This is a genomic window from Mucilaginibacter sp. SG538B, from assembly GCF_013376065.1.
Taxonomy (GTDB): domain Bacteria; phylum Bacteroidota; class Bacteroidia; order Sphingobacteriales; family Sphingobacteriaceae; genus Mucilaginibacter; species Mucilaginibacter rubeus.
In genome coordinates this window covers 1720583-1745951 of sequence record NZ_JABMJI010000001.1, presented here as the reverse complement: position 1 = coordinate 1745951, position 25369 = coordinate 1720583, and the positions used below count along the sequence as shown (strand labels likewise).

The following is a 25369-nucleotide window of genomic DNA, read 5'->3' as shown; positions in this document are numbered from 1 at the left end:
TTAATTAAAGTTTTACCCTTATTAAAATCTGAAACTTGTTGAAAGATAAGGGTACCATCCTTCTTCAGAGTAAGCGGCAATTATCTTGATAACTGCTAACCTTGCCGGTGCTACATAAAAGCCTGCACCGGTACCGTTGTGCCATTTATCCGAGCTTTGCCCGTTTTCCCAAACACGGCCTATATCATAAAATCCTATAACGCCTATTTGGCCGGGAACTATATAACTGGCAAAATCAGTCAATTTTATCCTCAGCTCCAGGTTATTATAAAAACTATGCTGACCGGCAAACCTATAAAGCCTGTAACCTAATAAATTATCTTGCCCGCCTAAAAACAACGACTGATAAAAAGCGGTTTTTCCGATGGTAATGCCGCCGCCCACCCTATCGGCCAAAACAATAGTGCTTTTGGCATTCAGGCTTTTGTACAAAGCAACCTGGGGTATAAGCTGGGCAAAACTTGTGGAGTTATTATTTAAGCCATTAAACTCCTGAAGTTTAATATTTACAAAACTTCCCCAGGCCGGAAGCACCTTATCGTTGCGTTTATCGCTGGTAAAGTTAACAACAATACCGGCATGCATTTTTGTTTTGTCAAAGGTATAACTGTCAGGCGCGTTTGTGAGTAACGGATATGTAATAAATCGGCCGATATTGTCATCAACATCTAATTTATAGTACTGAAAAGCAGGACCTACCGTTACAGAAGTTCCCGATTCATTACGCCACCTAAAGGCTGGGCTAAAGGTAAAATTATCAAAGCGGGTACGATAATATTTGCGATAATCGCCAACTTTAACAAACAGCGTTTCGTTGCCCCTGCCAAAAAAATTGATGTTATCCGGAAAGTCGAGCTGGGCATCCATCAAAAAGTCGGCTTTGCCAAAAGCGTGGATCCACTCGCCGTTATATTTAATCTTAAAAGCCTTTGTTGTGAACGAGTGACTGGCAAACACTGTTTGCACATCGTTGTAAGGCAGTTTTTGAAAACCCTCCTGGTGAGTATATTTAAAACCTGCTCCAAGCAATACGCCCTCATCCGGGTTGTAAGAGATATTAGCCAGCGGCGCTATCACATTCATCAGATTAACTCTTAAGTATGACGTATTAGCGCTATCCTTGCTTATGTGTTTGTTAACCCTTGATTCGTCGCCAGTTATACTCAGCTTTTTGCCACGGTCATAAAGCTGTACCGTGTTAAGCGATTTTACAATATTGTAAGTTTTGGTGCCTGTGCTATCGATAAACCTCAGTTTTATTGGTGATGTGGCATTATCAAGCACTACCTTATCATCGCCGCCGCTTACATAAATGCGGAGCTCTTTGGTAATATCAGGATGATAATTCTGGTTCATGAGCGTATCCTTAATCTCACCATCTTTATTGATCTTATTGATGATCACATTGAGACTGCCATTAGGCTCATCTTTCACCGTTACCAGCTCATTTTTATTTGAAGTGTGGATATCAACTATTTTATTGATGAATTTGTAGTAATACTCCATTTCGGCCGGGATATTAGCGCGCCGTTCTTTCAGTTGCTTTAGCAATACATCATGCCTTAATTTATACGATGATTCGGGCAGGCGCCTTAAACCGGCTTCCAATACGTCGTCAGTTTCGGCAGCGACAAAATCATTCACAATTTTGGTCCATTGTTCATGACTGTATTGTACCGATGGCCACCGTTGCATAAACATGGTTTTCCATAAGGAATATTTTACGCTGTAGATCTCACCGCTAAAGCCCTGCAGGTTCGGCGCTACCCATGGCTGCGCTGCTATGGTTGGCAATACACCCTGGTTGGTGTAAAATACCTGATCGCGGTCGCGCGGAACGGCGGTATAAAACTTGCCTTTCCCTTTATCCTCATCGCGCCAGCGCCACTGGTCGCCGTGCCTGTCCCAGTCGCCAATAAGCAAATCGAGCAGGCGGGCACGTAAAAATTCGTCGCCATCTACTGTATTATCATTATCCTCCAGCATTTTACCGATCATCTTCACGGTATTATCGGATTTGCCACCTGGTTCGCGTTCTTCAAGCAAACAAACTTTATTGGCAAAAATATTTGCATATTGACCTAAAACAGGATCAGCCGATACCACACCGATTATCGGGTTGGCATGCGGCACACGGGCGGCATCGGCCAGCGGTGGTACTATCAACGCCGAAAACGGGTGCTGGGCGCTCATGGCATCATTAACCCAATCTTTAGCAAAGGTCTCCTGGAATTCGTCGGGCAAAATCTTTTCGGGCTGTTTCTCAACACTGCGCAGCACCCACTCCTTCCCATCCTTATCAATTAAACGAAGCGAGTGTGTTTGGAACCCGCCGCCAATGCTTTCGGCCTTTAATCCGCCATGAATTTGTGACAGCCTTATCACAGGCAGCTTAGTTTCGGCAGCCCACTCCTTACGGTAGTTTTCGCCAAACCAGCGACGGTGAAAATTGCTTACGCTATCGTATTTCGGATGGACCCTAACCATTATGCTATCTGCCTTAATAGGCGTGTGCAGCGTATCAGGGACATTTTTTACAGATGTATAAGGCTGCGTATACGTAAACACCTGTTTAACACCTTTATCACTGTCGATATAATACGTGAAACGCACCCGTTTATCTATCAGCAGATCGGCAGTTACGTAGCCTTGCGTAGCGTCAGCAAAAAGTGAGTATTTGCCTTTAATGGCGTAGGTTTGCTTGGCACCAGCGCCGCTAACCACCTGCACCTGTTTACTTTTAATGAATTGCAAGCCATGCTCATGACCCGCCACGTGGATCAGGTTTGGAAAACTTCCAAAAACAGCATCCACCTTTTTGATCATATCTTTATACAAGGGATGTCCCAGATCTTCGGGATTTGAAAATGTAGAGCGCAAAAACGGGTAAAGCGAACCAATTACGGGCAAGGGCACCCAAAGGTCTTTATTTGCTACGGTAAGCGGAAAAATGTGATCCTTAAGTGAAAAATAGCCGCCATGCGTTCCATAACTTTGAAACGGATGGTGCGATGCCAAGATGATCACTTTATCTTTATTGCGCTCAAAGATCAGCTTGATCTTATCGGCAATGTCATCTTTGTTTTTACAATCGCACTCGGCGCCGGGGTTACTTTTATTGAATGGATATAACCACCATTCGCTGTCAAAAGCTATTACGGTAAGGTCATTGGTAAGGTTGATCTCAACCGGATCGGGGCAGCCGTTTTCGGGCACCATTTTAAGCAGCTTATCGCCCTGCTGATCCAAAAACGCCCACTGGCGTTTTATTTTAGCTAAACCAAGCGGGCCCATCTTGTCCCAGTCATGATTACCCGGTATAAAGTAAACAGGCGCACCGGTGGCGCGCATAGGTAGATATTGCGATTGCAGGATCTTTTTAGTTTCGGCTTCTTCAGAACTACCCGGCAAACCCATTCCCCGTGGATAGATATTATCGCCCAGATAAAATACCGAAGTTTTATTTTTAAGAATATTGGCAGCGGCATGTTTCAAAACGGCACTTTGCTGCAGATCTATTTCGCCGGCATCGCCAATAAGGATCATCCTGTACTGTACCGAATCCTGGGCCTCGGCCTTTAGCATGCCCAATAATAAAACAAACAGCAAGGGTAGTTTTTTAATCATGAGGTTTGGTTGAGATGTATATTTATTTGTGTTATGAGTGCTTTAAAGAGCTATTTCTTAAAGCTGAATTTCAATATATTGCCTGCACTTAACTGATCGCCCTCGTTGGAGATATACAGGTTGCGCTGGTTATCAAATGCCATACCTTCGGGCTGTCCGAATATGGTAACACTTAAAGGATAAACATTTTTTACTTCCCAGTTAATATCGGTAACTATCAGCATCTTATTTACCGACGAAAGGATATACCATTCATTGGTAAATGTATTTTTCGCCATTGCCGAAGGGCGGAACGGTACACGCTTTTTATCAGCCAACCGCTCAATTTCCTTAACATCTATTGCAAAACTGCCGGCCTGCTTCAGGGTCCCGTCTGCCTGGATTTTCAAAATATAGCCGCTGCTGCTTTTGGATGTTTTTTCATCGGCGCAATGTTTGCAAAGCACGTAAACCAGGCTGGTCTTTTCATCGGCACACATAGCTTCAAATTCCCCTTCGGGCAGCTGGCCTTTAGTTTTTTGTACGTTGGTTACTTCTTTAGTCCTAACCTGGCTAAACGGAAAAGTAAATAACGTACCATCGCTTTTTAACATGATCACCTGTTCACGGCAAATGGCCACATCCTCATAGTCACCGCTTTTGCCAAACTTGGTATAGTTAGCTTTTTTATCACCCAGTTTCAGGTTAAACAAAAAGCCTTCTTCGTCCTGCTCGGCATAAACCGAATCATTTTTACCATTGTGAAAGGCAAAACCAGAGATTTCGGTGAGATCTTCGGGCATTTTATATTTAACAGGATTATTAAGGTCGTATCCCGTCGGACTGGCAGGGATTGCCTTTTCTTTATTTTTACAAGAGATGATCAAAAAAACTACGGCCACGGCAAGCATGCCGGCTACATAAAGGGTCATTGCACGTTTAGCATCTTGTTTTTTAAACCCTGTCATATTTTTTTTTGCTGTAAAAGTTCATAAATGGCGCGCTGCGATTGTACCTGCGGTTCAGTTTTATCAACCCTTATGTTTTGCAATTGTTCATTTAAATTTACGGCCTGCACATTATCGGCCAGTTGAATATCAAGCATGGCTATTACCTCGTTCCTGATACGTTCATCATAAACCGGAAAACAAACCTCAATACGACGATAAATATTACGGTTCATCCAATCGGCCGAACCCATAAATACCTCTTGATTACCACCATTGTGGAATATAAAAATACGCCCATGTTCCAGGTATCGGTCAACAATACGCCTTATGGTAATATTTTCGCTCATGCCTGGTACTCCGGGGATCAGGCAGCAAATACTACGTACAATCATCCTGATCTTCACCCCCGCCTGCGACGCTTCGTAGAGTTTGCCAATCAATACCCGCTCTTCCAGGTTATTGAGCTTTATGGTGATCCCTGCCGGCTTCCCTTTACGGGCCTGCTCAATTTCCCTGTCAATAAGCTCAATAAACTTTGATTGCAAATTAAATTGAGCCACCAGCAGGTATTTAAAATCAATATCATATCCCTCGGCCGATTTTGCTTTTTTAGCAAGGTAGATGAACAGCAGGTCCATTTCGCGCAGCAATTGCGGATTGGCCGTCATCATGATATGATCGGTATAAAAAGCAGCTGTAGTTTCGTTAAAATTACCTGTTGCTAAAAGTCCGGCATATTTAACGCGGCCGTCAACAAGGCGCTTTACAAGGCCAACTTTGGCGTGTACTTTTATGGCCTTATCACTGTAAATGATATTGGCACCGGCTGCTTTTAGCTTTTTAGCCCATTTGATATTGTTGGCTTCATCAAAACGGGCTTTTAGCTCAACCAGTACCCTCACTTTTTTACCGCTTTGGGCAGCACTGATCAGCGCGTTTACAATCCGCGAATCGCTGGCTACGCGGTAAAGCGTTACGGAGATTTCCTCAACGTTTTCGTCGATAGCTGCCTCGTTAAAAAAGCGAAGAATGGAGTTATAGGATTGATAAGGCGCATGAAAAATACAATCGCCTTTATCTATATAATCAAATATGGATTCGTCTGCGCTGATCTGCCGGTTTACCAATGGCGGCCATTTGGTATATTTTAATGATGGAATACCTACCGGCAAACTCATTAAATCTTTAAGGTTATGATAAAAGCCACCTTCAACAACGCTTGATCCCTGTACGCCCAGCTTATCTTCAATTAAATGCAATATGCGCAGCGGGATACCCGGCTGATGCAAAAAACGCGTTGCCAAACCCAGATCACGTTTTAGCAATTGTTTTTCTATCTGCTCCTGAACATCACCGTCATAATCATCTTTAAGTTCAAGCTCAGCGTCGCGGGTTATTTTGAAGCTGTAACAGCCTTTTATTTCTTCGGTTTTGAAGATCTTGCCGAGATTGTACCGCACAATGTCATCCAGGAAAATGATGTATTGTTTACCATCTTCGTTAACACTAAAAAATCGCGGCAACTGGTTCGACGGAATATTGAGGATCACTGACCTTTCCTTCTTCTTATCCAAACCAAGGTTCACTAAAAAGTATAGCCGGTTATTTTCGGGGAAGAATTGTTTTTTACCGCCTACCAGGTCAATAGGTTGCAGAAAGGCAAGTACCTGGCTGTAAAAATAGTCGCTCACTCTATCGGCTATAGAAGCAGGAATACGCTCATTGAACAACAGGTTTACATTATTTTCTTTTAACAACGGAATAAGTCTGTCTGTAAAAACCTTCCCAAACCGATTTTGCTGAGCTTCTACCAGTTGCTGGGCTTTATATAGCACATCCTCGCTTTCATCGGTTTTATTAAGCAGGTTAAGCTTGTGCAATGCCATTACCACCGGCATCCGCACGCGATAAAATTCGTCGAGGTTGGATGAGAATATAGCAAGAAAATTTACCCTTTCCATTACAGGGAGCTCTTCACTTTCGGCCTCCATCAATATGCGTTCATTGAAAAGTAACCAGCTCAGGTCCCTGTCGAAAAATGAGTATTCCATAGGCGTAGATTTTGTTTTTGGCAGTACCCCGACCGCCTACAGTAATGAAGATATGATGAATGCTACTACCGATACGATAAGGCCAAACATGAATATATTGTACGATGCCCTGAGCAACCTGTATTTTTTGCCAAGTACAACACCCTGCGAATAGTTATCGCGGATTAAGCTGCCGTACAGAAACTCGCGGTCTTCCATCATTTTCTCCATACCGTCGCTGTAATCCTGGTATGACATACGGTAGAAGTTACCGAAAAACAACAGGTTAACTGTTTTTTTATTGATATCCTCGGGTGTAAACAAACCCGGCGGAATTGACGGACGGGTTGAAAGTATGGAGAAGATCATAGTAGCCAAACTAACCGACAGGAGCATGAAAGTTGGGATCAACAAATTTGAATGCTCATCAAGCTTACGCAGCACCAAACTGATAATTGCCGAAAGGATGATAGAGTTAACCGTGATCATAATATGGGCTTTATTATCGGCCATATCGCTTAAACGCTGATGGTTGCTGGAGCTGATCCTGAACATTGTTTCGATACCGCGGTCGGGCCTGTCATTCTTATGTTTTTTACCACCGTGATCATCATCGTGGTCTTTGTCTTTATCCTTCTCTTTTTCGTGCGTGATGACAGCGTCCCCACCTGCATCAGCTATAAGAATTTCCGGTGTTTCCTTCACTTCCACATCAGCCTGCTTTTCTATCAGTTTTTGCAGGTTTTTATGTTTTTGATCGTTAAGCAGCAGTCGGCAATAATCAGTATAGTATTCGTGTCCCTGCAAAAATTCGATGTTGTAGTTGCGCCATTCATCCTTATCAATATCATGCTTTTTGATGGCTTCCATCTCTTTGCGCAACAACTTGTTTTTATCGCGAAAATCATCTGTACCTAAATGAAACAAATCTGCATCGCAGATGATCTGTTGCAATAAATCGGCAGGGCTTTGCGGCATTTTGGTTGCCAAAATACAGCCGGATACCTTATCGATAAAAGCTTGCTCAACTTTATGCTGTTTAAGAAAATGTGTAGCCAGCGCAACACTTTTTGATTCGTGATCTTTTTTATCGGTGAAGTACCCCGTATCGTGAAACCAGGAAGCGGAGATCACTACAAAAAAATCTTCATCACTTAACTGATAGTGGTTAGCTATCTGTGTGGCCGCTGCAACAACATCTTTAGTATGCCTCAGGTTATGATAAATTAAATCGGGATCATGATGTACATCAAAATAGGATATAACGTACTGTTTTACCTGTTCTAACAGCGGTTGAAATTTCATCGTAGTTTTTGTTGTTAAAAGTAAATCAATTTTTTAAAAATACCTATTTGCAGCTATGCCGGGGAGAACATCATTTATCGGGCATTGTTTATGCAAAAGGCAAGAAAATGGTTGCTCTTACATTAACAAACCGTATGCCACGCAAACATACAGCTGAATTTCAATACTTTGACCTTCCATATACACAGCTAAGTGGCGATATATCGTGAAACGCCGAAAAACTATATCAAAAGCTAAATAATCAACTATTAAAGACCCTTCCTTTAATAATCAACTAATTCAAGATGTCGCTTCCTCTGTAACCCGGGGCCTTCATAACTGTAGTTATAAGATGGATGCGGTACAATGAAGGTTTCTTGAACACGTGATGACTTTTTAAAATACGGAATCCAGATAGCCGCCATAACAGCTGATCGTAAAAGCGGACCAAGCGCAGATTCCGCAAGTTTACTGCTATTCATCCCTGCATTCAAATTTGCTGACAACTTAGTATAGTTAATAGAAATAAAATGGAATATTTCTATTAATCTATTTTTTTATTTATATTAGTTAAATAACAATATTTATCTACAAACCTTAATTATCAAATCATGAAAAACCTCAAACCAGTTTTATTATTGGCGATTTTGATCAATTTGTTGCCTCTTTCTTCATTTAAGAATGGGGAAAACTTCACTATTCCAACGAAAAAGTTTATAAAGAGAGGGGCGATTGAAGTAAGTCGTATTTCAGACACCGAACTTCTTCGAGAATACGGTTCACCACGAAATATTCCTTCTAGGCTTACAGCTAATTTCAGCGAAATTACAAAGACTGTAAACCTAACAGCAGTGCCCATAAATAATCCGGGCGTGGTATCCCCATCCTATGTTAGCCCGTCTATAATGTTTGTAGCTACTGTGACATTAAATAATGGATGGGCTAATGTCACTTTAAATTCATATGTAGAATTTAGCGGTAGCACAACCGTTCATGCCACGGTATTCAACATTGCTACTCGCGGCAACGTTGTTTACTTTTCTGTTAATTATCAGTGGTACACAGACGGCGCATGGGTTGGATCTTCTCATGGTGATTACTCTGTGGCCATGTAATATGATTAATTAACACAGTAGACACAACAAATATTTACATTAACTTTATATGAAAGTTGAAACAAATTAAGCACGCCCGCTTTAGACATCTGTAGGGTTTGCTTAATTCCTAAAACGGGATGCACTAAAATAGCGTTAGGGGTATCGTCCTATCTTTTTGCGCTCTTATCATCTTGGTATCGTATAAAATTCTTGATCTGTTCTTCTCCTACGATAGCTTTGGAACAACTTCCTGTATTATAGTTAAGTCATGAAAATTTGCTTTCACTTTATGGTTATAGACTATTAAAATACTCAATTGCAAACAATTATCAAATTCACATCAGAGAAATAATATACTCATTACTTTAAAATCTTACTTTTCGATCATTATTTAACGATTAATATATTATGAGTTAATTCCCTTTAAGCGTTCAATACTCGTTTTCTCCCTGAGTCTTTCCATCTCGCTGAAAGGCATAGGCGTAAAATCAAATTCGCCGTATGAAGATAAGGGAGTTTGCTCAAGGAATATCGCAATTGAATTGTTCATGGCTTCCTTAATTTTGATAATATCATATGTATCCTTATTTATATCTTCAATTAAACACCTTAGAACAAGCCGCCTTTCATATCTTATAAAATAATCGTTGGTATTTTGATTCTTGAGCGAAAAAAAAATATTGTAATTTAAAATAGAGGTTCCTGCTTCTCCATCGCTCCAAAAGGACTCTGTAAAATATTGTCGGGATATCTGGTGCTCTTTTTTGAAATGCTTAAAATCTATGGCACAATGCACCAAGCTGTCGTCATTCTGATAAATTTTCATAAATGCTATATTCAAAATAAAAACTTGTTGTTTAGAATCTAACTTTTCCAGCTCACTATTTATCAACTAAACCACAAACAAGGATTCTTAACTTCAATCCAATGACATGTCAGCAAAATGTTTTATATCGACGTAGACTTTATTGGAACGATGGTCAAGCACAGTGATTAGGATATGAAATCATCCATTCAAAAATACTAAAATAATATAAATGCCACTTATAAAAAGGACCAAAATTCCAGAAAAGAAATTATTATAGCAAGATAGCTTTATGCTGAACGCTTCCCGCAAAACCAACAAAGCCACCCCAACCGGGATGGCTTTATCAATAAATATTATCAAGGACTACTATTGTCCCCCGCCTAATACAGCACGGAATTTTGATTCGTAACCCTTTAACTGGTTTTCAAATTTGGTGGCAAGTGCCGTTTGATGATTGTCTTTGGTAAACTGCACCAAACCGTTCAATACCTGCATACCTATCTGTACGTCCCGGCCGTTAATGCTGTTTACATCCTGGCTAAGCAGGTACGCGTTGTAATCCAACTGATCAGTAAGGTAGTTATCGATATTGCCTGCCAGTTTATTACCCAGCACCACATCATGAAGCTGATACGCCAATTGGGTTAAATACAATTTGCGACCTGCAACATCAACATACGGGTAAATATCAGGTAATTCAGCATCATATTTTTGAACAACTTTTAACGCTTTATCGTTTTTGCCTTCCTGAACAAGGTTTTGAGCCAGGTCAAGGAAAGTGGTTACCATTACCGGGTAAAACATCGAAGTCGACTCATGATCAAGATATTTGGCTGTTTTGAACTTGCCGAATTTAAACTTGTTCATCACGTTATCATACATTACATCGGTATTGGTTTTGCTTAACTGGTCATGCAAAGCTGTATCCGGTTTAAACGGTATCAGGTGGTAGGTAAAACCTTCTTTGTACAGGTAAGGCTGTAAACCTATCAGGTTTTCGTTACCAATGGTGGTGGTAAAGCAGATAGGGCGTTTCCAGTGGTTGTGCGCCAGGATATCAAACATGGCCAAATTCTCTTTGGTTACATAATTTGAGGTATATTTCCACTCCATGGCGGTTGCCAGCTTATCTTTCTGATCGGCTTTTACTACGCCGTTGGCAACTACCTCATCAGGATTAATAGTAACTTTCAGATTTTTGGTTGGCAAATAGTTACCATATTCTCCGCTTTGATATTGCACCTGCGTAGCTTTGTCATCAGAAGTAATGAAATCAAACACCTCTTTAATATCCTGATAACCGGGCAGTTTCTGATCGTTAAAGTAAATAACATCCCTCACCCCTTCCTTATATTTATCAAAAGGCATGGTAATAGGCAAAGGTTCAGAAGCGTTCATTTTTTTCTGCATCTGGCGGATATACCAGTCGCCGGTAAACAAGCTGAGGTTTACAATCCGCACATCTGGGCGGATGCCTTCAACCTCCTGGTCGTACCATAACGAGTAGGTATCGTTATCACCATAAGTAAATAAAATAGCATTCGGCGGGCATGAGATGAGGTAATTGTAGGCCATGTCATGCGGCGTCATTTTGGTTGAGCGGTCATGGTTACCCCATTCTTTGGCAGCCAAAAGTACCGGACAAACCAATAAACCAATCACGGTTGAACCGATAGCGGCCATTTTAGCGTCGATATATTTGCGGCCAAATTCGGCAATGGCTATTACACCAAGGCCTATCCATATGGCAAAGGCATAAAATGAGCCTACGTATGAGTAATCACGCTCACGCGGCTGTACTGATGCCTGGTTTACATATAAAACAATGGCCAAGCCTGTGAAGAAAAATAGCAAGCCAACAATCAATGCGTCTTTACTACGGCGGTTAACATGAAAAAACAAACCTATTAAACCAATTATTAGTGGCAGGGCATATAGCGGAGTATAAGTAGTAGCTGCAGTTACTGATTTTGGCAGATGTTTGCCACCATCAAACAAACCTGTTGTCCAGTTACCATCAATACCTTCGGTGCTGGTTTGTCCGTCGGCATCGTTATAACGGCCAACAAAGTTCCAGAAAAAGTAACGCCAGTACATCTGGTACATTTGCCAGCTGAACATCCATTTCAGGTTATCGCCCATGGTTGGGGCCTGCCCTTCGGGAATCCTTAGCCATTGCTTGTAAAACTGTACATCGTTAGGATCGGTGCTGTACATACGTGGCAAGGCTGTAGTATGGTCATATACATAATCAGTTTTACGACCTGCATTTTCATATTTGGTTTTGCCTTTGCGGTAAATGATACTCCCCTGTTTTTGATCAGTAACCTGCGAATCATACATAGGGCCGGTTAGCAAAGGCACTTCGCCATATTGAATACGATTTAAATAACCGTAAAGCGTAAAAGCGTTATCAGGATGTGAGTTATTTAAATTAGTATTAGCAGTTGCACGAATAGGTATATAAGCGAATGAGCCATATCCAAAGTATATAAATGCAACGCAAAGTAAAGCCAGGTTTAACGCAGGCTTCTTTTTGCGGATGCTGTACAGGATCCCCAATACCAGTGCAACAACTATCAGCAGGATGAAAAAGAATGCTCCGGTTCCAAAGCCCATTCCTAAAGAGTTGACAAAGAAAAGATCGAAATAAGCCGCAAACTTAATGGTATATCCCCTGATGCCGTATTGTACCAGGCCAAGAATCACTACCCCTGCCAAAAAAGTCAGGATGCTATTGCCAACGGTAATATTTTTGGCTCGGCGGAAATAGTAAACCATTGCGATGGCCGGTATAGTCAAAAGGTTTAACAGGTGGATCCCTATGGATAAACCGATAACATAAGCTATAAAAACAATCCATTTATCAGCACCGGGTTCGTCGGCGTGCTCATCCCATTTAAGAATTGCCCAAAATACAATTGCGGTACATAGTGATGACAGGGCAAATACAATGGTTTCGACAGCCGAAAACCAAAACGTATCGGTATATGTGAAGGCCAGGGCACCAACAAGGCCGGCCCCCATAATTACATATAATTTATAACCGTCAATAGCCTCATCTCGTTTTTCAACCATCAGTTTTTTGGCAAAAGCAGTAATTGTCCAAAATAAAAACATAATAGTTGCACCACTGGCCAATGCCGACCCCATATTAGTAAAGAAAGGCACTTTAGTGTTATCGCCAAATGACAATAACGACAAAACCTTGCCTATCATGGCAAAAACCGGGTAACCAGGCTGGTGGGCTACCTGTAAACGGTAGGCACATGAAATAAATTCGCCGCAATCCCAAAAGCTTACAGACGGCTCTAATGTTAAAATATAGGTTATTGAGGCTATAACAAAACAAAGCCAGCCTAACAGGTTATTGATTTTTTTGTACTGCATTTAATAATATCAATTGATTTAATAGCGCGGCAAATATCATGATTTTTATAACTTATTTAAAAAAAACACCTGCACGTGACAAAATTTAACATTAATTAACTTTTTGAAGTACTGGGATTAAAGAAATTTTATTTACCGATCTCCACGAACAGGCATATTTCAATCCATTTATTTAATAACTATAAACCTGCTTTATTGAATAATTAATTCAATGATTATGAACGGTTAACCAGGTATCAATGTCCAAATCAATTTGCATAATTTTAATATATCAGAAACAACCTGCGGGGCATGTATGTATATATCCTTATTTACCAATGAAATTTTTAACTTAGAACAATTAATACTTATTTTGTTGTAATGCAAAAACTCTACTTCCTAAGCTTTCGAAAAACATTTATCATAGCTGTAATTGCCTTATTTACATCGCAATTAGCAAAAGCTCAATCAGTTTATTTACCTAATTCATACCAGTTGTATCAAAAGTTCAATTCGGATATTTATTCTGTAAAAAACTCGGTCCATACTTCATTGCGTCCTTTTTTAATTGACAGCACCATTTTGCATACCTATGATTCGGTAATGAATGTTGGTGTTAAAGACCGCAAAACCTGGGGCGGGCGTAAATTATTTAATGAACACCTTTTTGACGTAAAAGCAAAAGAATATACCTTTTATGCCGACTATATTACTGATCTGCAGGCCGGCAGGGATTTCACTAACAGTAATTCGACCAACTTAAATGTACGTGGCTATCAAATTGGGGGAACAGTAGGCAGCAAATTTTCATTCTACACAAGCGGTTTTGAAAATTCGGCCAAGTTTGTATCGTATTATAACAACTATGTTAATACCAATGGTTTTATACCCGGCCAGGCATATGCCAGGAAGTATACAGGCCAACCACGCAACTCACAAGATTGGTCGTACGTAACTGCAATACTCTCCTATTCAGTAACAAAAAAACTGAATATTACATTAGGCGAAGATAAAATGTTTATTGGTGACGGGTACCGGTCGGTGCTCTTATCTGACTTTGCCGCCAATATGCCGCTTCTCAGGCTTACAGCCGACCTTGGCCCCGTACGTTATATGGTAGCGTGGGCCTATATTGAAGACCTCAATAATGTTGCACAAAAATTTGACAGTTTTGGAAGTAACCGCCGCAAATGGGCTTTATTCCATTATATTGACTGGAATATAACCAAACGCGCCTCGTTTGGTATGTTTAACGCCCTGATAGCTCCCGAAGCTGATAACCAGGGCAACCGGGCAGGCTTTGACGCCAATTTTGTAAACCCTATTTTATTTGCAAGCTCATTGGGCCCGGGCGGGAACAAAAAGGATAACGTATTTTTAGGGTTCAATGCCAAATACAAGATTTTTGATAAAGCTGCCCTGTACGGACAGATCATGTTCGACAGGTTCAAAGGCAGCGATTTCTTTTCGGGCAACAGTACCGATAACACCAACGGCTGGCAATTGGGTATCCGTGGCGCAGATATTTTTAAAGTTAAAAGGTTAAACTATCTATTTGAATATAACACTGTTAAGCCATACACTTACAGCAACCAGCAGTCAATAAGCAGTTATTCATTTTATGGCGATCCTCTGGCCCACCCTTACGGAGCAAACTTCAGGGAACTTTTGGGTATTTTGAATTATTCGGTTGGCCGGTTTGATTTCCAGGGGCAACTTAATTATGCCAAATATGGACTTGATGCCATAAAGACTGAAAATAACGGCAAAATAATTATCAAGCCTTTTATACCTTCGGTAAATACTACAACTACCATAGGCCAGGGTATAAGCACACAGCTTTATTATGGTGAAGGAACTGTTGCTTACATACTTAACCCAAAGTATAATTTACGCCTGGAACTTGGCGCATTGTACCGCCAGGAAAAAAACGATCAGAAAGATTCAAAAAACACCATGATCACCTTCGGAATAAGAAGCTCATTCAGAAATTTATATCACGATTTTTAATCGATAAAAAGCCTTACGAAGTTTAAAACCTTTGTAAGGCTATAAACCAGAGAATCTTTACTCCCTTTTCTTTTTTCTTGAGCCTACAGATACCCCGACGGCTACACCAATTGCTATACCCACAGCAAGGCTATGTAAAGCCAAACCGATAGCTGTGCCAACCACCAGCCCACCTGCAAAATAATTAGGCTCTATCCTGTTCAAAATCGATATCAAAATTTATTTTACCAGTATTTTCTAACCGTATACAAAAACACTTCATCTTCTTCATGTATCAAATTGAACTTGTCACTGCCAGCCATTTTTGATATAGTATCACCAACCTTAGCAACCTCATCGAAGTTGGCCGTTGTACTTAATGAAACAGGAATGATACGAAATTCTTCGCCATTAACGGAAATCATAACATAGTCTCTGTTGCGATAAACAGATTCCAGCTTACCGTTAATTTCGGCATCGTGAAACTGATTATACTTTGTTACCCGTGCAACTACACAAACAATGATAACAGCAGTTATACAGCACAAAAGAAATAGTTTTTTCATTTATTATAAAAGAAAGCCCAAATTACAAAAGAAACTTTTTATTTCTACCCTACTGACAAACTGCTGTCATAACCATATATTTATTTTGAACAGCATTCAAAAGCATCAATATGACCAAGCCTGATATTGCCAGCCTGCGGGTTTATAACCAGCATCTTAATCACGATAAATTTAAAAAACCTGAAGATGTGGTTGGATATATGTGCGCCATGCAGGCGCAGGAATACACGCATGCAAAATGGGCAATTGGTTTACGGATGCTATCACCTGCGGATAAAATGGTAGAAAAGGCTATAACAACCGGAACTATATTGCGCACCCATGTACTAAGACCAACCTGGCATTTTGTTTTACCTCAGGATATCCGCTGGACGCTTAGCCTTACCGCACCACGAATTAATGCCGGTAATGCCGCCATGTATAAAAAGCAGGAGGTTACCGATGCAATTTTTAATAAAAGCTTTGATGTGTTTACAAAAGCCTTGCAGGGTGGCAAACAACTAACCCGTACCGAAATTGCCGCTGCGCTAAATAAGGCAAACATAGCTACCGACGATCTCAGGCTTACCATATTACTGATGAAAGCCGAACTGGAGCAGTTAATTTGCAGCGGGGCAAGGCAGGGCAAACAGTTCACCTATGCTCTGCTCGACGAACGGGCACCTGTAACACCGGCCATAGATCGTGACGAGGCGGTAGCTCGTTTGGTTTTGCGGTATTTTACAAGCCATGCCCCCGCTACAATAAATGATTTTGTACATTGGAGCGGCCTTACAGTTGCCGATGCCAAAACCGGGACCGAAATAAATAAAGGCCGGCTAAGTAATATAATCATTGAAGGGGTAAGCTATTGGATGGATGCTGATATCGATTTCAGTACAGCAAAAAAAACAGGAGCTTACCTTCTGCCTGTCTACGATGAGTTAATTATAGCTTATAAAAATCGCGATGCCATGATACCGGCCAGGTTTCGGGATAAAATGGGGGCTATTACTTTTTTCCCAACTATAATGGTCAACAACCAGGTGGTTGGCAACTGGAGCCGGAATATGGGCAAAAAGAATATTGATATTGAGCTCAAACCATTTAACAAACTAAATAAGGCTCAAAACCAGTCTATTGAAAGCGCCATACAACGTTTTAAAAAGTTTAATGGTGTCGGATAACAAACATTAACTACATCAACAAGTTACTTATAAAAACAACATATTATGCCCGAACTACCCGATCTGCAGGCTTTTAGCCATAACCTGCAAAAAATACTTGCAGGTAAAACCGTTAAAAAAATAGAAGTACCTAACGCTAAAAAACTAAATGTTAGCGTACACGAATTAAACGAGGTATTAAGCGGGCAAAAGCTCGAAAAAGTATATCGTGAAGGGAAGGAACTGCATATTAAATTTAGCAAGGGCGATGTACTGGGTCTGCACCTGATGTTGCACGGTAAACTGTTTTTATTCGATACCAAAAACGAAAACAAGTACAGCATCATCGAGCTGCACTTTGATGATGGCAGCGGATTAGTACTTACAGATTTCCAGGGAATAGCAACACCTACCCTCGACCCCGAAAAAAAGGATGTCCCCGACGCGCTTGATGCCGATGCTGAATATTTAAAAAAGCGCCTGGCAAAAACAAAAACCAATATTAAAACTGTACTGCTTGATCAAAAGATCATGAGAGGCATCGGCAATGCATACGCCGATGAGATTTTATGGCACGCCCGCATTTCTCCGTTCTCCATAAGCAGTAAAATACCGGAGGCCAAACTGAAAGACCTGGTTAAGGCAATAAAATCGGTATTGGAAGATGCAGAACAAAATATCCTTAAATCAAACCCCGACATCATTAACGGTGAAGTTCGTGATTTCATGGATATTCACAATTCAAAGAAAAAACACAGCCCAACAGGCGCCGCGATCATAATTAACGAAGCATCGCGGAAAACATATTATACTGATGAGCAGGAATTGTTCGAGTAAATCTCGCAGGGTTTAAAGAAGAGTATTTAGCGTATTTTGCTGCGCTCGTTTAATGAGCGCAATGCTCAAAAGGCTCCCCTTTAGAGAAGATCTGGAGGGGTATCTACTTCAACTTTTTCACCAGTACATTAAAATCAACACCAACAATCGGAATCTTCTTCCAGGGTTGGGTTTCACCATCCTTATGGAAGGTACCGCCGTAAAATAGGCCGCAGGCAAATCCAACGTTGGAGTTGGTTTTAGTTGTCAAAAATTCAATAGAAACCACAATATCACCGGCCACTTTAACATTGTATGGCGATAGGTCGACAGTGGTTAATTGATGGTTTTCCACATTGTCGTATTTTTTAATATAGCCTTTTATTTCGTCTTTAACCAAATTAGCTTCATTTGGAAACTTCCCGGCCATTTGGTAAACATTTACTTTAAAAGGAATGCTATCGCTTGATCGGTTTTGAGTATGAAAGTTCAGCGTAAGTAATTGTACCTGCTTTTTACCAGCATTCATTTCAATACCAACCTGCGCACCTTTAACAGCATCAAAGGTATTATTGGATGAGCCGCTTCTGGGTTTGTTGCCTATCGTTTTGGTTTTATCCTGGGCGGATACGCTAACGGCAACAAAGCATAAAAAACATAAGGCAAAGAGTTTTACAGAATTTCGGGAGAATATCGATTTGAACATAACAATAAGCTTTAGATGGATTTGTAAGGTAGACGATAGTGATAAACAAATGGTTGCAACCCCAATCTGATTTTTCTTAGGATCTACGCAGAGGCACTCTATTCACGTTTTTTCAAAAACAATCACTCCTTCTTAACAGCGTTATTCCTGATAAAAATAACCGACATCAGCGCACCCAGGAAACCAAGCCCGGCGCAGATCCGCATAATATTGCCATAGGCCGAAATAAATCCGTTGTGATAGGCAATCCCGACTGCCTTTTTGTTGGATCCGTCGATACCGGCGGGCACTTTAGCATTGCCTAAGTTGGCCGATTGTTCCATAACCGTCTTTTTATCATTTTCATTAAGGGATAACTTCTTCAACTCCCCCTGCATCGCTCCCGAAAAAAACAAAACCGCCAGGGCGCCAAAAATGGCATTGGCAAAAACATTGGCAATCCGGGTCATGGCATTGTTAATGCCCGATGCCGTGCCCGAAAAATGATCACTTACCGACCCCATTACCGTTGCCGTAAGCGGCGCTACCGTTAATGACATGCCGAAGCCAAAAACAAGCACACCGGGGAAAAAGCTTGTCCAATAATCAGAAGGGCCTGCAGTTTGTTTGATGAACGACAACATTAGTAACCCTGCTCCCGCCAAAGCCGGACCGATGATGAGCAATAAACGCGGACCTTTTTTATCGGCAATAGCTCCTGCATAACGCGCAATGGAGATCATGAGCACAGTAAAAGGTAAAAATGTTAACCCAGATTGCAGTTGGCTATACCCCTGCACCTGCACCATGTTTAGTGACATGAACAGCATACCGCCACCCAAACCCGCATACAGAAAAAATGTAAGCAGGTTTATCCCGCTAAAGGTTTTATTGCTAAACAGGCTTAGCGGCATCATGGGATGTGTGCTTGTACCTTCTATGCAAATAAAAACAATGAGCAATAATAAGCCCAGGGCTAATGATCCATAAACCTGCCAGTTATTAAATCCAACCGCCGGCATTCGCAGAAAACCAAATGTTAGCAAAGCAAGCCCTGATGCAATGGAAATAGCGCCCGGAAAATCGATAGTTTGATCGGTGCTATCATCCTTGCTTTCGGCAACCTTGCGCCACAGGATAACTAAAGCTACTATCCCTATGGGTATATTAATAAAGAATATGTACCGCCATAAACCGGCATCGGCTAAGGCGCCACCCAATACCGGGCCGCCCATAGTAACTACCGTGGTAATGGCCGACCATGTTCCGATAGCCTTGCCCCTTTCTTTTGCATCGATGGATGATGAAATAAGCGAAAGGCTCCCCGGAATCATCAGTGCCCCTCCTATACCCTGTATGATCCGGAAAACAATGAGATAAAAAACACCTGGTGAAAGCCCGCAAAGGGCTGATCCGGTTATAAAAATAAAAATCCCAATCATGAAGACCTTCTTTCGCCCCAATTTATCGCCAAGCGAGCCGCCTATTAAAATAAGAGAGGCAAGCATCAACAGGTAGGCGTTTAGGATCCAAAAGAGATCAGCTCCTTTGGCATCAAGGCTTTGTTGTAATGCCGGCAGCACCACATTAAGCGCTGTTCCATCAATAAATGCCATGGCCGAAGCCAGTATAGCCGAAACCATGATCCATTTGCCTGCCGGGCTGCCCAATGAAACTGTAGCCATATTTTTATAAGGTTGTAACTGAAAGGTTTATTACAAAGTTGCAGTAAATGATCGGATTAAACGGAGCCTAAAAAAACAATTTAAAGTGTTACAAAAAAATATGACTATCGCCTGAAAACACCGATATTTTCCGGGCAAAGCAGTATCAGCAAAAATATTGCAGCAAAATCAAATGGTAAAACCTCCGACTCGTTTACAGCCGAAAATAGCATTATCAAAATAGTTAATATAATTATTGCGATAACGTGGTTGCGGTGAGGGATAGGAATTCCGATTCTATCAATAAAGCGTTTAGCCCTAAAATTACTCCGATATATAAACGGCAATATCAAAAAGTAAAAAGCACTTGCAGCTATCAAAATCCAATAGAGCACAATTTTTCCGGTCTCATTAATTTTAATTATTCCATTTGCATTTGCCCCCAATATTGCGGTGTTGGCTTTAAAAAGCGAATGGGTTGACAGATGAAAAAGGTCAGGTAAACTGCTCATTTTTTCGGTGATGAAAAACAGGCTTGCTATCCCGGTTAAAATTAAAACCACACAAAACTGGATGCTGCGATAGCGCGAAAGCCTTACAATATATGCTGCCGACACTACAAAAATTACAAGTAACAACAATACCGTGAAGTATCCTATAAAACCGCCATAGCGGTTGTATATCATCTCAAAATATCCTTTATCAATGAAGAAGAGTATGATAGCCCCTATAGTGAACACGATCATTAATCCGAATATCAACGTCTCAAACTTTGTTAAGCTGTTCTTTTTACGGGCAGTATTATAAGTATTGAGCACGGCGATAATTTTATGAATGATTGTAATAACTAACAAAAACTTACCAAAACATGTTTTCGGTCCTTTTTTTAAACGAAAACAAGCTCCAAATTATTTCCGTCACGCCAACGACAACATTCGTCACATTTAATTCTGAAGGTCATATTGTTGCTGTACCATTGAATCATAAAATCAACAGCCACATGAAAAAGCTCATCCTGATACTCATTCATCTCACCATTGCATACCTGTTGAAGGCGCAGCAACCTATAGTTTTGGGGAGGGTGGATACCATTTATTCCAAAATCCTGAAAGAGAAACGACCACTTTGGGTTTATACGCCAGGATATGATACCAACTACTTTTCAAAACCGGAATTTCCGGTTTTGTACGTTTTAGATGCCGATGATCATTTCATGTCGCTGGTTACTATGATCAAAGAACTTAGCGCAACTGCAGGCAATACGGTGCTGCCGCAAATGATCATAGTTGGTATTTTGAATACACCCGGAAATCGTACCCGGGACCTTACGCCTACCAGCAGCGCTATGGACAAGTCATCAGGCGGAGGGGAAAACTTTGCCGCCTTTATGGAAAAAGAACTAATCCCATATATCGACAAAACAAATCCAACTGCGCCCTATCGCACTATGATCGGTCATTCGTTGGGAGGATTAACGGTAATCAATTTATTATCAAAACATACACAGGTTTTTAATGCCTATGTGGCTATAGATCCCAGCATGTTTTATGATAACGATAATTTACTTAAACAGGCAACAATTATCCTTAAGCAAAAGAATTTTGGCGGTAAAAAGCTTTTCCTCGGTTTTGCCAATACGATGAATGCAGGTATGGATACTATACAAGTAAAAAAGGACACGGCCGAAATATCACATCATATCCGGTCTATCATGAAACTGGCTGATGATCTTTCTGTCAATAAAACAAACAATCTGCAATGGGCTAAAAAGTATTATCCTGACGACGATCATAATTCTGTTTCATTCAATGCCGAGTATGATGCCTTACGGTTTATTTTCAAAAACAACCGCTTTCCTCGAAACCAGCCTTATAACCAATATTTTGATAAACAGTATAATGCCGTGCAGCTAAGACAAATGATAACTGCCCATTACAAAATGATGTCCGCTGAAATGGGTTACACCGTACGCCCCCCCGAGCCGGAGATGAATAGCATAGGCTACGCGTTTTTGCAACAAAAAGATTATGAAAAAGCGGCCATGTTTTTCCAGGTGAACATAGATAATTACCCGAAAAACTTCAACGTTTATGACAGTATGGGCGATTGCTTTTTAGCCCGTGGGGATAAAGCAAATGCCGAAAAGTATTTTAAGAAAGCTTTATCAATAAAGTATACAAAAGAGATCATGGATAAGCTGGATAAGGTGCAGGCAGAGCAGTAAGAGATTTGGAGGAGGCTAATCTATAAAACTCACCGGTTCTAAATCTTTCAACTCGTCTTCGGTAAACAACCTTGAATGGATCATAAACCTAAAACCCGTCGGTATTTCTATTGAAAAACTTGAACCACGGCCTTTGGTAATATCGAGCTGGAGCTGGGTATGCTGCCAGTATTCAAACTGGTCCCTACTCATCCAAAATTCACAGTCATCCACCTCTCCTATTTTCACATCGCTGCCGCCGAGTTTAAACTCGCCCTTTTCAAAGCACATAGGCGATGAGCCATCGCAGCAACCACCGCTTTGATGAAACATCAGGTCGCCAAAGCGGGATTTGAGTTCGGCTATCAGCTGTGAAGCTTCGGGGGTTATGGTTACTCTTTTGATCATGTCTTCAAATTTCGCGCGAAGAAGCAGATAAGTAAAGAAATATTCAAACACATAAAGACTTACGAAGTTTCAGAAACTTCGCAAGTCTGGGGAACGGGGGGATTAAAGCCGGGATTAAAAAAATCCCAGCTTGTTCTTATTATATGAGATCAGCATGTTTTTTGTTTGACGGTAGTGACCAAGCATCATTTTATGATTTTCGCGACCAAAACCTGATTTTTTGTAGCCACCGAATGGAGCATGTGCAGGATAAGCGTGGTAGTTATTTACCCAAACCCTGCCGGCCAGTATAGCACGCGGCACCTGGTAAAGCTCGTGCGCATCGCGGGTCCACACACCGGCGCCCAACCCGTACAGTGTGTCATTGGCTATCGCGATGGCTTCTTCAGTAGTTTTGAATGTGGTTACACAAGCCACCGGACCAAAGATCTCCTCCTGAAAAATGCGCATTTTGTTATTGCCTTTAAATAACGTAGGCTGAATATAATAACCGCCTTCCAGCTCGCCATCAAGCTTTTTAACCTCGCCGCCGCAAAGTACCTCTGCTCCCTCTTCTTTACCAATTTTCAGGTACGACTGGATTTTTTCGTATTGATCGTTAGATGCCTGCGCACCCATCATGGTATTCCCGTCAAGCGGGTTGCCCATAATGATAGCATTAGTGCGTTCTATCACCTTCGACATAAATTTATCGTAGATGTTTTCGTGTACCAGGATCCTCGACGGACAGGTACAAACCTCGCCCTGGTTAAGGGCAAATAATACGGCGCCTTCAACGGCTTTGTCAAAAAACTCATCGTCGGCATCGGCCACCGATTCAAAAAAGATATTTGGTGATTTCCCACCCAATTCCATCGTAACCGGAATGAGGTTTTCAGATGCGTACTGCATAATTAAGCGGCCGGTTGTGGTTTCGCCCGTAAAAGAAACTTTGGCAACCCTCGGCGATGAAGCCAGCGGCTTACCTGCCTCCGGACCAAAACCTGTAATAATATTTAAAACACCCGGTGGCAAAATATCCTGGATCAATTCCATCAATACCATGATGGATGTTGGTGTTTGCTCGGCTGGCTTCACCACGCAACAATTACCGGCAGCAAGCGCAGGCGCAATTTTCCAGGTAGCCATCAACAGCGGAAAATTCCAGGGGATGATCTGTCCTCACACCCAATGGTTCATTTAAACAAATACTTACGGTATATTCATCATGCTCGGAAATCCCGCCTTCTTCGGCACGGATAACACCGGCGAAATAACGAAAATGATCAATCACCAGCGGCAAGTCGGCAGCACGACATTCACGAATGGCCTTTCCGTTATCGATGCATTCTACAACGGCCAAAAACTCCAGGTTGGCTTCAATAACATCGGCTATTTTATTTAACAGCGATGCCCTGTGTGCGGCTGAAGTTTTGCCCCATGCCGGGAATGCGGCATGAGCGGCATCCAGAGCCAGTTCAACATCTTCCTTTCCTGATCGTGCAGCTTTAGTGAATACTTTGCCGTCGATAGGCGAAATGTTATCAAAATATTCGCCTTTAACCGGCGGGACAAATTTTCCGCCGATAAAATTGTCGTATTTATCCTTGAAGGATGGTTTAGAAACAGCGCTCATAATTTTTATGGTTTTTTGGTAACACTAATGTAGAGCTACCTTGCTGTAGGGCATTTGCATTATGTTCTCAAATGATAGCACAATGGTCGCATTTTTTGCACCCGCTTGTTAATCAGGATAAGTATGCCTAATTTGGTATAAATTATAAACGGCTATGAATAACAAAACCCTGTTATCTCCACTAAGCCTCTCACACGGAAAAGAACTGAATACCCTGGTTGAAAACCGCAGGGCTTATACCATGAACCATTGCGAACTCAACGTTTTTGAAACTTTTGAGCGCAGCGAACTGGTGCCCTTAACTTTTAGCGATCTGGTAATAACAAGCATGCTGCGCGGCAAAAAGGTGATGCATCTGTTTGATAAACCGGGGTTTGATTACCTCCCCGGCGAAACCGTTATAGTACCGCCAAATATTACGATGAAAATTGATTTCCCGGAGGCTACTATCAACCAGCCATCTCAGTGCACAGCTTTGGCTATTAACCACCAGGAAATTACCAATACGCTTGATTTCTTAAATGAGAATTATCCAAGGGAAGATAAGCGGGTTTGGCAGCTGAACTATAACCAGTTCCACTTTTTTAATAATTATGAGCTGGCACAGCTCATTAATAAACTCATCCGCATCAGTACCGGCGATGCGCTGACCAAAGATGTGCTGGCCAACCTCACTTTAAAAGAGTTGCTAATCCGCATTATGCAGATGCAAAACATTAACGAGATCAGCGATAACCTGCATGAGTTATCAAGCAGCAGCCGATTTGCCTATGTACTGGAATACATTAGGGTGCATTTAAGCGATAAGCTTAATATTGATGCATTGAGCCAGATGGCCTTTATGAGCAAAGCCAGCTTTTTCCGGGCATTTAGGCACGAATTGGGGATTTCGCCGGTTGACTATATCATTAAAGAGCGCCTGCAATTAGCCAAGCAGCTCATGAACAATCCGCATAACAGTATCTCTGAAGCCTGTTTTAAAGCCGGGTTCAATAACCTTAACTACTTTAGCCGCGCATTTAAAAAGATAGAGGGCATTACGCCAAGTTATTACAAGGCCAGGCTGCGGGGTGGGCACCTGAATTAACAGACTAATAAAGATATTATTCGGAAGGTAAGAAGCAATCTTATAAG

19 protein-coding genes and 1 pseudogene are annotated in these 25369 nt (G+C 41.4%); 6 read left to right on the top strand and 14 right to left on the bottom strand.

Annotated features, from left to right (window positions below):
• Positions 1-21 precede the first annotated feature (21 nt).
• The 5 genes from FHW88_RS07070 to FHW88_RS30385 form a co-directional block, all read right to left on the bottom strand.
• On the bottom strand, positions 22-3627 hold the full coding sequence (locus tag FHW88_RS07070) for a BamA/TamA family outer membrane protein (RefSeq protein ID WP_176624176.1): 3606 nt from the start codon (positions 3625-3627) through the stop codon (positions 22-24).
• Between the two features lie 50 nt (positions 3628-3677).
• A complete protein-coding gene (locus tag FHW88_RS07065; RefSeq protein ID WP_218117137.1) occupies positions 3678-4574 on the bottom strand; it encodes an SdiA-regulated domain-containing protein in 897 nt (298 codons plus the stop codon).
• Entirely contained in the window at positions 4571-6607 is a 2037-nt protein-coding gene (gene ppk1, locus FHW88_RS07060; RefSeq protein ID WP_176624174.1) for a polyphosphate kinase 1, read from the bottom strand. Before ppk1 ends, FHW88_RS07065 begins: the two co-directional genes overlap by 4 nt.
• A gap of 36 nt (positions 6608-6643) precedes the next feature.
• The gene (locus tag FHW88_RS07055; RefSeq protein WP_176624172.1) at positions 6644-7891 is read right to left on the bottom strand and encodes a Pycsar system effector family protein; all 1248 of its coding nucleotides are present in this window, start codon (positions 7889-7891) and stop codon (positions 6644-6646) included.
• Positions 7892-8154: 263 nt separating this feature from the next.
• Entirely contained in the window at positions 8155-8364 is a 210-nt protein-coding gene (locus tag FHW88_RS30385) for a DUF2569 family protein (RefSeq protein ID WP_410505618.1), read from the bottom strand.
• A 117-nt stretch (positions 8365-8481) separates the two neighbouring features.
• On the opposite strand from FHW88_RS30385, the gene FHW88_RS07045 reads away from it, so the two are divergent.
• Positions 8482-8985, top strand: coding sequence for a hypothetical protein (locus FHW88_RS07045; protein WP_176624168.1), 504 nt, complete (start codon positions 8482-8484; stop codon positions 8983-8985).
• 388 nt (positions 8986-9373) lie between these two features.
• On the opposite strand, the gene FHW88_RS07040 is transcribed toward FHW88_RS07045, so the two are convergent.
• Together FHW88_RS07040 and FHW88_RS07035 are read right to left on the bottom strand one after the other, a co-directional pair.
• Positions 9374-9793: a hypothetical protein gene (locus FHW88_RS07040; RefSeq protein ID WP_176624166.1), complete on the bottom strand. Its 420-nt coding sequence runs from the start codon at positions 9791-9793 to the stop codon at positions 9374-9376.
• 348 nt (positions 9794-10141) lie between these two features.
• Entirely contained in the window at positions 10142-13165 is a 3024-nt protein-coding gene (locus FHW88_RS07035; RefSeq protein ID WP_176624164.1) for a DUF2723 domain-containing protein, read from the bottom strand.
• A gap of 360 nt (positions 13166-13525) precedes the next feature.
• On the opposite strand from FHW88_RS07035, the gene FHW88_RS07030 reads away from it, so the two are divergent.
• Positions 13526-15154, top strand: a complete 1629-nt coding sequence (locus tag FHW88_RS07030) for a gliding motility protein RemB (RefSeq protein WP_218117136.1) — start codon at positions 13526-13528, stop codon at positions 15152-15154.
• A 57-nt stretch (positions 15155-15211) separates the two neighbouring features.
• Here the strand turns inward: FHW88_RS07030 and FHW88_RS07025 are convergent, their stop codons facing one another.
• Together FHW88_RS07025 and FHW88_RS07020 are read right to left on the bottom strand one after the other, a co-directional pair.
• A complete protein-coding gene (locus tag FHW88_RS07025; RefSeq protein WP_176622197.1) occupies positions 15212-15358 on the bottom strand; it encodes a hypothetical protein in 147 nt (48 codons plus the stop codon).
• 20 nt (positions 15359-15378) lie between these two features.
• The gene (locus FHW88_RS07020; RefSeq protein WP_176624161.1) at positions 15379-15699 is read right to left on the bottom strand and encodes a hypothetical protein; all 321 of its coding nucleotides are present in this window, start codon (positions 15697-15699) and stop codon (positions 15379-15381) included.
• A 110-nt stretch (positions 15700-15809) separates the two neighbouring features.
• On the opposite strand from FHW88_RS07020, the gene FHW88_RS07015 reads away from it, so the two are divergent.
• Both FHW88_RS07015 and FHW88_RS07010 read left to right on the top strand, forming a co-directional pair.
• On the top strand, positions 15810-16865 hold the full coding sequence (locus FHW88_RS07015) for a winged helix DNA-binding domain-containing protein (protein WP_176624159.1): 1056 nt from the start codon (positions 15810-15812) through the stop codon (positions 16863-16865).
• Positions 16866-16910: 45 nt separating this feature from the next.
• Positions 16911-17681: a DNA-formamidopyrimidine glycosylase family protein gene (locus FHW88_RS07010; RefSeq protein WP_176624157.1), complete on the top strand. Its 771-nt coding sequence runs from the start codon at positions 16911-16913 to the stop codon at positions 17679-17681.
• Positions 17682-17784: 103 nt separating this feature from the next.
• Here FHW88_RS07010 and FHW88_RS07005 read toward each other — a convergent pair whose 3' ends face one another.
• The 3 genes from FHW88_RS07005 to FHW88_RS06995 all read right to left on the bottom strand — a co-directional run bounded on the left by FHW88_RS07005 (position 17785) and on the right by FHW88_RS06995 (position 20827).
• A complete protein-coding gene (locus FHW88_RS07005; RefSeq protein WP_176624155.1) occupies positions 17785-18366 on the bottom strand; it encodes a hypothetical protein in 582 nt (193 codons plus the stop codon).
• A gap of 122 nt (positions 18367-18488) precedes the next feature.
• Positions 18489-20030 carry an MFS transporter gene (locus FHW88_RS07000; RefSeq protein ID WP_176624153.1) on the bottom strand — a complete coding sequence of 514 codons (1542 nt, stop codon included), beginning with the start codon at positions 20028-20030 and terminating at the stop codon, positions 18489-18491.
• 104 nt (positions 20031-20134) lie between these two features.
• Positions 20135-20827, bottom strand: a complete 693-nt coding sequence (locus FHW88_RS06995) for a hypothetical protein (RefSeq protein WP_176624151.1) — start codon at positions 20825-20827, stop codon at positions 20135-20137.
• A 182-nt stretch (positions 20828-21009) separates the two neighbouring features.
• Between FHW88_RS06995 and FHW88_RS06990 the strand changes: the two genes are divergently transcribed.
• Complete coding sequence (locus FHW88_RS06990) at positions 21010-22233, top strand: alpha/beta hydrolase-fold protein (protein WP_176624149.1); 1224 nt, start codon at positions 21010-21012, stop codon at positions 22231-22233.
• Between the two features lie 15 nt (positions 22234-22248).
• Here FHW88_RS06990 and FHW88_RS06985 read toward each other — a convergent pair whose 3' ends face one another.
• Complete coding sequence (locus FHW88_RS06985; RefSeq protein WP_176624147.1) at positions 22249-22620, bottom strand: DUF779 domain-containing protein; 372 nt, start codon at positions 22618-22620, stop codon at positions 22249-22251.
• Between the two features lie 114 nt (positions 22621-22734).
• Positions 22735-24235, bottom strand: a pseudogene (locus tag FHW88_RS06980) (aldehyde dehydrogenase family protein).
• Between the two features lie 154 nt (positions 24236-24389).
• On the opposite strand from FHW88_RS06980, the gene FHW88_RS06975 reads away from it, so the two are divergent.
• Entirely contained in the window at positions 24390-25322 is a 933-nt protein-coding gene (locus FHW88_RS06975) for an AraC family transcriptional regulator (protein ID WP_129568699.1), read from the top strand.
• Positions 25323-25369: the final 47 nt, after the last annotated feature.

What these genes read in the sequence shown, in the direction of transcription:
- FHW88_RS07070 (WP_176624176.1), bottom strand. Translation starts at nt 3,627, where the DNA reads ATGATTAAAAAACTACCCTTGCTGTTTGTTTTATTATTGGGCATGCTA.
- FHW88_RS06990 (WP_176624149.1), top strand. Translation starts at nt 21,010, where the DNA reads ATGAAAAAGCTCATCCTGATACTCATTCATCTCACCATTGCATACCTG.
- FHW88_RS07015 (WP_176624159.1), top strand. Translation starts at nt 15,810, where the DNA reads ATGACCAAGCCTGATATTGCCAGCCTGCGGGTTTATAACCAGCATCTT.
- FHW88_RS07055 (WP_176624172.1), bottom strand. Translation starts at nt 7,891, where the DNA reads ATGAAATTTCAACCGCTGTTAGAACAGGTAAAACAGTACGTTATATCC.
- FHW88_RS07040 (WP_176624166.1), bottom strand. Translation starts at nt 9,793, where the DNA reads ATGAAAATTTATCAGAATGACGACAGCTTGGTGCATTGTGCCATAGAT.
- ppk1 (WP_176624174.1), bottom strand. Translation starts at nt 6,607, where the DNA reads ATGGAATACTCATTTTTCGACAGGGACCTGAGCTGGTTACTTTTCAAT.
- FHW88_RS07045 (WP_176624168.1), top strand. Translation starts at nt 8,482, where the DNA reads ATGAAAAACCTCAAACCAGTTTTATTATTGGCGATTTTGATCAATTTG.
- FHW88_RS06975 (WP_129568699.1), top strand. Translation starts at nt 24,390, where the DNA reads ATGAATAACAAAACCCTGTTATCTCCACTAAGCCTCTCACACGGAAAA.
- FHW88_RS07030 (WP_218117136.1), top strand. Translation starts at nt 13,526, where the DNA reads ATGCAAAAACTCTACTTCCTAAGCTTTCGAAAAACATTTATCATAGCT.
- FHW88_RS07020 (WP_176624161.1), bottom strand. Translation starts at nt 15,699, where the DNA reads ATGAAAAAACTATTTCTTTTGTGCTGTATAACTGCTGTTATCATTGTT.
- FHW88_RS07005 (WP_176624155.1), bottom strand. Translation starts at nt 18,366, where the DNA reads ATGTTCAAATCGATATTCTCCCGAAATTCTGTAAAACTCTTTGCCTTA.
- FHW88_RS07065 (WP_218117137.1), bottom strand. Translation starts at nt 4,574, where the DNA reads ATGACAGGGTTTAAAAAACAAGATGCTAAACGTGCAATGACCCTTTAT.
- FHW88_RS07010 (WP_176624157.1), top strand. Translation starts at nt 16,911, where the DNA reads ATGCCCGAACTACCCGATCTGCAGGCTTTTAGCCATAACCTGCAAAAA.
- FHW88_RS06985 (WP_176624147.1), bottom strand. Translation starts at nt 22,620, where the DNA reads ATGATCAAAAGAGTAACCATAACCCCCGAAGCTTCACAGCTGATAGCC.
- FHW88_RS07000 (WP_176624153.1), bottom strand. Translation starts at nt 20,030, where the DNA reads ATGGCTACAGTTTCATTGGGCAGCCCGGCAGGCAAATGGATCATGGTT.
- FHW88_RS07035 (WP_176624164.1), bottom strand. Translation starts at nt 13,165, where the DNA reads ATGCAGTACAAAAAAATCAATAACCTGTTAGGCTGGCTTTGTTTTGTT.